11 protein-coding genes and 1 riboswitch are annotated in these 10,756 nt (G+C 32.8%); of the genes, 7 read left to right on the forward strand and 4 right to left on the reverse strand.

Annotated features, from left to right (window positions below):
• Positions 1–96 precede the first annotated feature (96 nt).
• Positions 97–2,256 carry an ATP-dependent helicase gene (locus tag KBI38_06975; GenBank protein MBP8629799.1) on the forward strand — a complete coding sequence of 720 codons (2,160 nt, stop codon included), beginning with the start codon at positions 97–99 and terminating at the stop codon, positions 2,254–2,256.
• Between the two features lie 36 nt (positions 2,257–2,292).
• Here KBI38_06975 and KBI38_06980 read toward each other — a convergent pair whose 3' ends face one another.
• On the reverse strand, positions 2,293–2,892 hold the full coding sequence (locus tag KBI38_06980; GenBank protein ID MBP8629800.1) for a methyltransferase: 600 nt from the start codon (positions 2,890–2,892) through the stop codon (positions 2,293–2,295).
• Between the two features lie 28 nt (positions 2,893–2,920).
• Positions 2,921–4,258, reverse strand: coding sequence for a branched-chain amino acid transport system II carrier protein (gene brnQ, locus KBI38_06985; GenBank protein MBP8629801.1), 1,338 nt, complete (start codon positions 4,256–4,258; stop codon positions 2,921–2,923).
• Between the two features lie 262 nt (positions 4,259–4,520).
• Here brnQ and dtd point away from each other — a divergent pair, with 262 nt between their 5' ends.
• From dtd to KBI38_07005, 4 genes are all read left to right on the forward strand, one after another.
• Positions 4,521–4,964, forward strand: a complete 444-nt coding sequence (gene dtd, locus KBI38_06990) for a D-tyrosyl-tRNA(Tyr) deacylase (GenBank protein MBP8629802.1) — start codon at positions 4,521–4,523, stop codon at positions 4,962–4,964.
• A 110-nt stretch (positions 4,965–5,074) separates the two neighbouring features.
• The gene (locus KBI38_06995) at positions 5,075–5,587 is read left to right on the forward strand and encodes a hypothetical protein (protein MBP8629803.1); all 513 of its coding nucleotides are present in this window, start codon (positions 5,075–5,077) and stop codon (positions 5,585–5,587) included.
• Between the two features lie 78 nt (positions 5,588–5,665).
• A riboswitch (cobalamin riboswitch) is annotated at positions 5,666–5,842 on the forward strand.
• A 166-nt stretch (positions 5,843–6,008) separates the two neighbouring features.
• Positions 6,009–8,000, forward strand: a complete 1,992-nt coding sequence (locus KBI38_07000) for a TonB-dependent receptor (protein MBP8629804.1) — start codon at positions 6,009–6,011, stop codon at positions 7,998–8,000.
• Positions 8,001–8,070: 70 nt separating this feature from the next.
• Positions 8,071–8,733: a hemolysin III family protein gene (locus KBI38_07005; protein MBP8629805.1), complete on the forward strand. Its 663-nt coding sequence runs from the start codon at positions 8,071–8,073 to the stop codon at positions 8,731–8,733.
• 160 nt (positions 8,734–8,893) lie between these two features.
• On the opposite strand, the gene KBI38_07010 is transcribed toward KBI38_07005, so the two are convergent.
• Positions 8,894–9,232 carry a hypothetical protein gene (locus KBI38_07010; GenBank protein ID MBP8629806.1) on the reverse strand — a complete coding sequence of 113 codons (339 nt, stop codon included), beginning with the start codon at positions 9,230–9,232 and terminating at the stop codon, positions 8,894–8,896.
• 33 nt (positions 9,233–9,265) lie between these two features.
• The gene (locus KBI38_07015) at positions 9,266–9,625 is read right to left on the reverse strand and encodes a hypothetical protein (GenBank protein MBP8629807.1); all 360 of its coding nucleotides are present in this window, start codon (positions 9,623–9,625) and stop codon (positions 9,266–9,268) included.
• Positions 9,626–9,972: 347 nt separating this feature from the next.
• Here KBI38_07015 and KBI38_07020 point away from each other — a divergent pair, with 347 nt between their 5' ends.
• Together KBI38_07020 and KBI38_07025 are read left to right on the forward strand one after the other, a co-directional pair.
• On the forward strand, positions 9,973–10,575 hold the full coding sequence (locus KBI38_07020; protein ID MBP8629808.1) for a nitroreductase family protein: 603 nt from the start codon (positions 9,973–9,975) through the stop codon (positions 10,573–10,575).
• A gap of 18 nt (positions 10,576–10,593) precedes the next feature.
• Positions 10,594–10,756: FAD-binding protein (locus KBI38_07025; GenBank protein MBP8629809.1), on the forward strand; the 163-nt coding region annotated here is incomplete at its 3' end.

The following is a 10,756-nucleotide window of genomic DNA, read 5'->3' on the forward strand; positions in this document are numbered from 1 at the left end:
AATTAATGTTTGGAAAATTAAAGTATTAAAAGTATAATGTGAATAGCGCTTTGACGGTGGCTCATTATTTGGAGTGAAGTGGTTTTAAAAGAGGAAATGATTATGTTAAATAAAGAAAGTGCTTTTTGGCAGAGTACAGCAACGATAAAATTAAATGAAGTTCAAAAGCAGGCGGTAGCAATGACGGAGGGCGCATTGTTGTTATTGGCAGCACCGGGATCGGGAAAAACTACAACCATGATAATGAAAATCGGCTATCTGATAACAGTAAAAGGCGTAACAGCTGACAAAATCAAAGCAGTTACTTTTAGTCGGGCGGCAGCGTGGGAAATGAAAAAACGCTTTGAAAGTTTTTTCCCTAAACTAGATATTGTTGACTTTTCGACGATTCATAGCTTAGCTTTTGAAATTGCCAGAAAATATTTTAGGAAAAATAAAATAAAGTATCAATTGATTGAAGGCAGTAAAAATCAAGATAAAAGGCACATATTAAGAGATATCTTTAAGAGTCTAGTTAAAGAAAATATCACAGAAGATCAAATGGAAGAGTTGTTAACATATATTAGCTATATTAAAAATAAACTTATTCATACTGATCAATGGAGCGATGTTGAGTGCAATATTAAACAGGCTCATAAAATAATGGCTAAATACGAAGCGTTTAAAAATAATAGCGACGTTTTATTGTTGGATTATGATGATTTGTTGATTTATGCTAATAAAGCGTTAGATGATGATGAAATTTTAAAATATTATCAAAATTTATATGATTATGTATTAACTGATGAAAGTCAAGATACTTCTTTAGTACAGCATTATATTATTGAAAAAATGGTACAGAAACACGGAAATTTATGTGTTGTTGCGGATGATGATCAAGCTATTTACAGTTGGCGCGGGGCTGAACCGGCTTACTTAATGGAATTTAAAAAAGTATATCCTGAGGCAAGTGTTTTGTATATGGAACAAAATTATCGCTCTTCTAAAGATATTGTCACTGTGGCGAATTCTTTTATAAAATGGAACAAGAATCGTTATGAAAAGAATATGTTTACGGAAAATGATTTTTATAAACCGATAGTAATTAAAAAGCTGTCTGATTATAAAAGACAAGCAAAATATTTGATAGATGCAATCAGTAATAGTGAGGCTGGGGTAGCAATCTTATACCGCAATAATTCATCATCAATAATTTTGGTTAATGAGCTGGAGATAGCCGGTATTTCTTTTTATATTAAAGATGATGATAAAAAGTTTTTCAAGCATTGGGTGGTTGAAGATGTTTTAAATTTTATGCGATTAGCGTATTTGAATAGAAGTGTCACTGTGTTTGAAAGAATATACACAAAAATAAATGGCTATATTACCAATAGGCAGATGGAACAATTAAAATCAATCAATAATAATGAATCAGTGTTTATTAACTTACTGAATAATATCCAACTGGAAAGCTATCAATATAAATATATCCAAGAATGCCAAGATATTTTTCTCAAACTGAAAGAGATGAAGCCGATTAGTATTATTTATACTATTAGACATAGACTGGGCTATGAAAAAGCGTTAGAGCGAATTTGTTCTAGGTTAGGTTTTAAAAAAGAATATTTGCTGGGAATATTGAATACGCTGGAGGAAATTGCTGAAGGTATTAATACTATGGAAGAGTTTGTAGGCAGACTGAATTATTTGGAAAGTGTTATTAAAACTGCAAAAAATAATAGGACGGCGAAGGTGACTTTATCTACCTTTCATAGCGCTAAAGGGCTGGAGTTTGAAAATGTTTATATGATTGATTTGCTGGAGGGGATAATTCCGGCAACAACCGATATTGAACAATATAACAAAGGCAAAGAAAAAGCTATTGAAGAAGCTAGAAGGTTGTTTTATGTTGGTATGACCAGAGCTAAGAATAAGCTAGAGCTAATTAGTTATGAGAAGCGTGATAATGAGAAGGTTTTTGAGTCACAATTTGTTACAGCAGTACGCAAAATAGTTAATCCACAAGAAATTGCTAATAGTAGGCTTAAAAATATGTCTTTAGCGAAAAAGAAGAATGATATAATGGTAAATCCAAACGGAATTAAGAACATCGCTGATTTAAAAGTAGGAAATAATATAAAACATGCTAAGTTTGGAGTCGGAAAGATTATTGCTATTACTAATAGTGATATCGAAATTGATTTTTACGGTAATACTAAAAAATTACTATTGGAAGTGTGTCTTAATAAAGGTTTTTTGGAATTGGAAGAAATGTAATAAAGGAGCTCTTTGCTTATGCAAAGAGCTCCTTTATTACATTGTATAGATTAAAAAAGTATTGCGTGAATCTTGGTGATAGTTTGGTTCGATTTTTATTTCTTGTAGTAGTGAGAATGCGGTGTTTTCAAGGTGGTTAATATAATCAATGTCAGGGTAATAGAGGATTAAAGTTATCGGACGAGGTGTTGTTTGGACTGAGTTTATAATATTATTAAGGACTTTTTGAAATATTTGCACCGAAAAAGGGTTGAAGAAATAAAAAATATTTTCTTGAGAGTTAATTTCATATTCTTCAGCAAAGCAATTTTCAAATGAAATAAAGGACAATTGTTTTTTATGCTTGGCTTGATAAGTTGTTTTATTAATTTGCGCTTGTTGATAAAAAAACGAATTCATTTCAATACCAACGGTATGACATTTAGCGTAATAATTAAAATAAAAATTTAAGCGACCTTTACCACAGCCGAAGTCAACAATGGTATCAGTGGGTTTAAATTTATAGTTGTGTAAAAGCGTAGTTAAAACATTATAAGATGTTGCTTCATATCGATTATAGTGATAGTCTTTGTTAAATATTTTTTGTTCGCCGGTTGTTTTGATATTTAATATTTTTTCATAAGCTTGTTCGTCCATAAAACCTCGCTAATAATTTTTTGACTATTTAAAAACTGTTAGAATTATTATAATTGTTACAACTCAATTTTGAAATAGCATAAGCAAAGATTGCTGTTAGCAATGCGGGTAAGATCCAACCAAAACCTTGATTATAAAGTGGTAATATTTGTTCTAAAAATTTATTGATTGCTGTTATATTTAAGCCGATTACATTAATTGCTTCAATTAAGCCCATAATAACGGTAACTCCAACAGATAATTGATATACTAAGCGAGAAATTTTAATGAAGTTATTAAATAAGGCTAGTGCTATTAAAACAATGACTATTGGATAGAGGAATACCAGTACTGGGATTGAAATAGAAATTAGGTTAGTAAGTCCAACGTTAGCAACAAAGCAAGAAAAGACAGCAATTATTAAAACCCAATTTTTATAACTTACTCTAGGGAAAAGACCATTGAAGAAATTTGCCCCTGAACACATTAACCCAATACTAGTGGTTAAGCATGCTAAGATAAAAGCTATTGCTAAAATTATATTACCAAAGGTTCCAAAATAGTAATTGGCAGCCCATGATAAAATTTCACCACCGTTTTGTGCTAATCCAGTTACCTCAACGCTAGTTGCGCCAAGATACGCTAAAGAGATGTAGATGGCGCTTAAACATGAGGCGGCAATGAGGCTGGCACCCAAACTAAAGCGTAAGGTCTCTGCTTTACTGGTAATACCTTTGCTTTTTATGATATTGAGCATTAATACCCCGAAAACCATTGAAGCTAAGGTATCCATTGTTAGGTAGCCGGCTCTAAAGCCTTCAGCTAAAGGAATACTTTGATAATTGCCAACCGCAGTGCCGAGATTTCCGGCTGGTGACAAAAAGGCATTTACCACCAAAAGTGTTAGTGAGATAAGTAGGGCCGGAGTTAATATTTTACCGACGTTATCAGAAAGTTTATCTTGATTGATGGAAAAATAATAACTAACAGCAAAAAAGATGATTGAGAAAAAGGCTAAGCCCGGAATTATCCAATCAGGGCTAGTAAAAAAACTTTTCATACCGGCATCAAAAGCAACAGCGGCAGTACGAGGAATTGCAAAAAATGGTCCAATAGTTAAATTAATTAAAACCATCATAATTAAAGAAAACTTTTTATTAACGCGGTTTGGTAAAGTATGAGGATCGTTACTGCCAATTAATGAAACGACCAAGACTCCCAATAAGGGCATCCCAACAGCAGTAATAATAAAACCGATTAATGCGGTAAAAAGATGTTCGCCAGCCATTTGCCCTAATAAAGGTGGAAAAATAAAATTTCCTGCACCAAAAAATAATGAGAAAAGTGCCAAGCCAAATGCGGTAATGTCAGAATATGTTGCTTTCACAGTAAAATACCTCCAGGTTTATATGAAATAATTTCTAAATTGTTAAAGTTATAATAAATAATGGAAAAAGAAATAAAAGCCTTAAAAAATTAACTTTATACAGATTATAATTATAACTTTCATTATGAATGAAGGCAATATGATTTTAAAATAAAAGTTTTAATAATTTGTGGATTGTTTTAGTGGCAGTGGGATTAGTAAAGTTGTTGTATGTTTGATAATGCCTTATAATATTTCCAAAAGGAAAAAGAGGGGGTTAGTTATGAAAGCTGTAGTGACGAGGGTTAAGGAAGCGCGAGTAGAGATTGATGGAGTTGTTAAAGGTTCAATTCAAGAAGGGTTTTTGGTATTATTAGGAATTGCTCCGAATGATGAGACTGGTGATGTTGTAAAGTTAGTCGATAAAATCTGCGGATGCAGAGTTTTTGCTGACGAAAATAAAAAAATGAATTTAAATTTATCGGCAATAGGAGGAAAATTACTGGTGATTTCACAATTCACCTTATTTGCAGATTTAAAAAGTCGTCGCCCTGGTTTTACAGGAGCGGCAAAACCTGATATTGCGATACCATTATATGAAAAATTTATAACGGAGTGTAAAAAGAGAGGTTTTTTAATCGAAAGTGGTGAATTTGGAGCTGATATGCAAGTTTATTCCATTAACGATGGACCGGTTACGTTATTGTTTAATAGTAAAGAACTTTAATAGCAGTTATGAGAAAAATACCGTTCCAAACTATTATTAGCAGAGGAAAATAAACCAACTATGGAGAATAATAACAATAGCATTACATTAAAGGGGAGGATGATTTTAAAATGAAAAAAATGCTAAGTAGTCTAGTTTTACTATTGATATTAGTTGGTGTGATGGGAAGTTGTGTAGCTAAATCCATTGAGGATAATCCGATTGATAGTGCATTTGCTAATGATTTTCAAAAAGCACAAAGTACTGTAGAAATTAACTATGTAAGCGAAAAATATTTGCAAGCTTGGAAAAAGGAACTTGTGAATGCTGCTAATGTTTTAAAAGGAAAATATAAATTTAAAGAAGATAAGATTATTGTTGATGAATATCTTGCCGGCTATGAAAAAGCAGCTAAAGCAGCTGGAAATGCAGAATGGTTAAATTGGGCCGATATTGACTCACCACCAAATAATCGTCTTTCGGGAACTGGAGCTGCCAGTGCTAGTATGTCGGCACAAGCCATAGTATATAAACAAGCGACTTGTAATTTAATAAATATTATTAAAGGTGTCTCCAGTGAAGGGCAATATCAGTATTTATATTCCGGTAAAGGAGCAGAACTAGAAAAAATAAAACAATACTAGTGATTACTTTTTATTTTAATATTTATTTTGCTTTTGACAAAATAAATAAAAGTATGTAAAATTATGTTGTAGATTGTAAACTTAATATTTGGAATAGGTGTCCGAAAGGACTTAATAGGGAAGTCGGTTAAAGGCCGACGCGGTCCCGCCACTGTAAGAGGGAGTAAAACCACTTTATGCCACTGAGTTATCGGGAAGGTGTGGAAGTAGCAATGATCTTGAGCCAGGAGAACTGCCTGTTTAGCAATCACCGTTATACCTACGAGCGATGGGGAGGAGATTTTCGATAGTTTTACTATTAAAAATTCCCCGGCATATTTATATGCTGGGGTTTGTTTGTGTTACTTATCTGAAAAGCTCTAATTACATTTTGTAGTTAGAGCTTTTTCTTATGGCTCGTAATAAAAAACAGGAGGGTAATATGAAAGGATTTGTAAAGAGGAAAGTAGTAATTTTAGCACTAGGAGCGAGCTTTATTGTCGGTAATAATATTAGTTTTGCGGGGGAAAGCAAAGATGAGTATGTTTTTGATCCGATTATTGTAACAGCGCAACGTTGTAGTAAAACTGACATGGATACTCCGGCAGCGGTAACTGTTTACAGCGCAGAACAACTAAAATTAACTGGAGCTAATAGTGTGATTGAAGCGCTGAAATATAGTGAAGGGATTATTTACCATGCACAAGGTCCGCTAGGAAATTCGCAGGGAGCTATGACTAGCAAGCTTATCATCAGAGGCGTGGAGAAAGGTACTTTAGTGTTAATTGATGGAGTACCATTAAATTTACATGGCCGATATAATTTGGAAGACATTTCGTTAAATGATATTGAAAAAATTGAAATTGTAAGAGGTGGTGGAGCAGTTTTATATGGTAGTGAGGCTATGGGTGGGGTTATTAATATCATAATGAAAGAACGAAAAAACAATACAGTTAGTTTTGCAGGTGGTAATTATGGTAGTAAGACTGCTAACATGTCGCTGCAAGCCGGAAAACTTGGTGTTGCTTTAAATGTTGATAAAACAGAGGATATTGAAGGAATTTCAGGAGGTTATACTAGAAGTACAGTTGCTAAAACCAGTGTTAAGTATGTTCCAAAACGGTATTATGATTTTTCGGGCAATGATAAGAATGGAATATCATGGGATTATAAATTTAATGATAATTTAAATTTAGCACATCAATATAGCACTAGTAAGGCGACATATTATTATAGGCATAGTGAGAATGCTAACAATGCTACAATTGGTAGTTTGAGTTCAAGCACTAAGTATGATACTGATTATAATAGGTTACAGTTAAAATATAGTAATAATGATTTAGTTGCTAAATTATATTTAAATGAGAAAAAACAAGATAGCGATAAGATTGATTACTGGGCAAGTACTGGTGGTAAGTATCAGAAATTAGTATCACCAACTACTTCAAAAAATAAATCAAAAGATAAAGTAGTGGGATTAGATTTACAGAATTCATGGATTCTTGGAAGTGATACATTGTTGCTAGGGGCAGATTATAAAAGAGAAAGCTATGCTGATATCAGCATACTACCTAGTTCTGATGAACGTAGTTTTGCTAGAAATATTTACTCTGTTTATGGTCAATATAATCATGAACTGGATGAAAAAAGTAGTATTATTTTTAGTGCTAGAGAAACTTTGACTACTGGTGCTACTGATGATAAAAACTACCAATGTTTTACGCCACAGTTGCAGTATTTGAAAGAAATAGATGTTGAAAGTAGTTTTTATGCTAGTGCAGCTAAATCCTTTATGATGCCAACTTTTACGCAAATTTACGGTAGTACAGGACGATTGAAAGGTAATTCGGCAGTACGACCGCAAGAGGGAAAACATTTTGAAGTTGGTGTTAAAAAGAATCATAATAATCATGCTTGGCGAGTGGCATTATTTAATTATTATATAAAAGATAATATTTCATCGACTTATAAAGAGGCAACAGATGAGTTTGAAACAAGTAATGAAGATATAAAAAATACTGGGCTAGAATTTGGCTGTGAAATTGAAAATTCGGCTAGAGTTCATACTGCTTGGGGCCTATCGTACAGTAATCCGCAAAAGAAAGAAACTGATAAAAATGGAGTAAGCTCAGCTTGGCGCAATTATTATGGTCGGTTACAATTAAATGGCGGAGTAACTTATAGTGTTACAGACTGGAAAATTTCCTTAAATGCAACGTATTTAGCAAAACGTGAACGTGATACTGATACCGGTGGTAAGATCAAACCGATGTTATTAACAAATCTTAATATTAATCATAATTTATCAGATGACAAAGAAATATTTTTAACAATAGATAATATTTTTGACCGTAAAGATATTACTTCTCATGCTACTTCTGAGTATTATACAATGGGGCGTAGTTTCAAACTTGGTTATAAAACAAAGTTATAATAAAACTTCTTTACTACTGGCTGGTTAAAGCTTAGAATATTAATAAAAATAATTGTAAAGAAGGATGAAGATGGATAGACTTAAAAAGATTATAAACTATTTAAGTTTAGAAGAATTTTTAAATGCCATAACTCATGGAATTGGTGCTGTGTTAGCGGTTGTTGGCTTTGTGGCGTTAATTATTGAAGCTTATTTAAATGGCGGTAAATGGCACTTGGTTAGCTTCTTGATTTATGGGATAAGTTTAATTTTATTATATGTGGCGTCGACTTTGTATCATAGTTTTAAAAATGAAAAAATTAAGGGTTATTTGAAAATATTTGATCATTCGGCAATCTATTTGTTAATAGCCGGTAATTATACACCGTTTGTCTTAGTACCATTACATGGTGTTTTAGGGTGGAGTATTTTTGGGATAGTGTGGGGAATGGCCTTAATTGGAATTGTGTTTAAATTGTTTTTTGCCAAAAGATTTAAATTTATTTCGACTATTTGTTATTTAATTATGGGCTGGTTTGCAGTTGTTATGATTAAACCGTTGTTAGCTAGTTTACCAATTGGGGCAATTTATTGGCTATTATTAGGTGGAGTGTTTTACACAATTGGTTCAGTATTTTATCTGATGAAAAGAATACCATATAATCATGTCATATGGCATTTATTTGTTTTAGCCGGTAGCTCAGCTCATTTTGTAGCTGTATTGGGTTATTTGACGAATATTAAGGTTAATTAAAAAATAAAATGGAGGGGCCGTTAAGACTTAGGCGAAGTCTTAACGGCCCTGGTTTTTTAATGTATATAATTGATTTTCTACTATTAATATTTAGCAAAAGATAATAATAGAATCAAATATACCAAGTATACTTATTTAAGATTATGAAAAGTAAAAGTCCTTATTTTAAGAAACAAGATAATAAAAATCCACCAAGAGTTCCACCGATAATTGAATTAACGAAGGTTGGGATGGACTTACCGATACTGTCACCAGAGAAGGCTGATGCTGCCCAAAGACCAAATCCTGCTGCCCAAGCCATATCAACCCAGGCGCTACCTGATTGAAAAATCATTCCTACACCATGATTTAAAGTCCATGCTGTACCAACGACAAAACCGGCAAATATCCATCCACCGATTGGACCAAATTTCTCAAGTAAGGGACCAACGCAAAGTCGAAGTAAATAAGGGAAAATAAATGCACCTGCAAACGTAGCTAACATTAAATTCATTGTCATTTTAATTCACCTCCTGATTTTTTATCACAATAATTACTCGGCATTTTTTAGATGTTTTTCAAACATCGCAGCGGTAATGCCACCGGTAATGCCACCAAGAATAACGATTGCTAGAGTTGGTAATGATTCGATTAATGGTGCGGTGGAACCGGCCATAAATACGTCGCGCATTGTTCCGCAAACGCCAATTCCCAAAGCCATATCGATCCAGGCTGAACCTTGTGGATTGTGGACAACTCCAACAAAATGATTGGCCCACCACATTGTGCTGATGATGATAAAGCCGGCAAACCAGCCACCGCCGATACCGTAAGCTTTAGCAAAAGCCCCCCATACGCACATTACAAAAATACCTGCAATTGCTGTTCCGATGATTGTTCTAAGTGAGTTCATACTATGCACCTCCTTTTAAATTTTGAGAAATATTTTTCTCTTGCCTATTAATAATGAAAAGGTGTGCCAAAATTTAAAAAAATATTAAAATAAATATAAATAAATAATAAAATGTTGTTATATTAGTATATAATCGCTAACGAAATAATAAAAAAACTATTTTGCTAAAGGAAAAACAGCCAGAGTAGTGTAAGTTTGAGTTTTAATCCGGAATTTTTCCCGATTAAAATAAAAAAATTCCCAATAAAAAATAAAGGAATATTTGGTAGACCATAGAATTTCTTTAATAATAATAGTTACATTTTTATTTAAACTATTAAAAATATAATTTTGAGGAGTGTAGTTTTATGGAAATGCAGTTTTTCGAAGCGGTTGCTAATAGGAGATCATATTATGCGATAGGTAAAGAAAAGATAGTCCCTGAAGATAAGATTCAAGAAATTGTTAATGTTGCTGTAAAACATATTCCTTCTTCATTTAATTCACAAACCGGCAGAGTGGTAATATTGTTTAATAAAAATCATCTTAGATTATGGGAAATAGTAAAAGAAGAATTAAGAAAAATTCTTTCAGATACTAACTATAATGATAGTAAAGAAAAAATTGAGCATTGCTTTGCTAGTGGTTATGGCACGATTTTATTTTTTGAAGATTATAGCTTGATAGAAGATTTGCAAAAGCAATTTCAACTTTACAAAGATAATTTTCCAATTTGGTCTCATCATTCTTCAGGAATGTTGCAATTTACAATTTGGACAGCTTTAGAAATGAATGGGCTAGGAGCTACCTTGCAACATTACAATCCATTAATAGATGATGCCGTAAAAAAACAGTGGTCAATACCGGAAAAGTGGAAGCTGATAGCACAAATGCCTTTTGGCAAGCCACTAGAACAGCCTGCTGAAAAAGAATATAAAAGCATAGCAGACAGAGTTAAAATTTATCGTTAAAAATATATAGGTGATAATATGGATAAAGAAGTGAAAAAACCAGATGTCTTAATTATTGGTTCGGGGCCGTCTGGATTAACAGCAGGGATATATGCAGCAAGATTTAAATTAGAGACGATGATTATTGAAGATGAATTAATTGGTGGACAAATTAGAGAAGCCTATGTTGTAGAAAATTATC

Source organism: Negativicutes bacterium, assembly GCA_018052945.1.
Classification (GTDB): Bacteria; Bacillota; Negativicutes; order JAGPMH01; family JAGPMH01; genus JAGPMH01.

Bases quoted from the DNA above. Each gene is read 5' to 3' on its own strand.
- dtd (MBP8629802.1), top strand. From the start codon at position 4,521: ATGAAAGCTGTAGTGACGAGGGTTAAGGAAGCGCGAGTAGAGATTGAT.
- KBI38_07020 (MBP8629808.1), top strand. From the start codon at position 9,973: ATGGAAATGCAGTTTTTCGAAGCGGTTGCTAATAGGAGATCATATTAT.
- KBI38_07005 (MBP8629805.1), top strand. From the start codon at position 8,071: ATGGATAGACTTAAAAAGATTATAAACTATTTAAGTTTAGAAGAATTT.
- KBI38_06975 (MBP8629799.1), top strand. From the start codon at position 97: ATGATTATGTTAAATAAAGAAAGTGCTTTTTGGCAGAGTACAGCAACG.
- KBI38_07010 (MBP8629806.1), bottom strand. From the start codon at position 9,232: ATGACAATGAATTTAATGTTAGCTACGTTTGCAGGTGCATTTATTTTC.
- KBI38_06980 (MBP8629800.1), bottom strand. From the start codon at position 2,892: ATGGACGAACAAGCTTATGAAAAAATATTAAATATCAAAACAACCGGC.
- KBI38_06995 (MBP8629803.1), top strand. From the start codon at position 5,075: ATGAAAAAAATGCTAAGTAGTCTAGTTTTACTATTGATATTAGTTGGT.
- KBI38_07000 (MBP8629804.1), top strand. From the start codon at position 6,009: ATGAAAGGATTTGTAAAGAGGAAAGTAGTAATTTTAGCACTAGGAGCG.
- KBI38_07015 (MBP8629807.1), bottom strand. From the start codon at position 9,625: ATGAACTCACTTAGAACAATCATCGGAACAGCAATTGCAGGTATTTTT.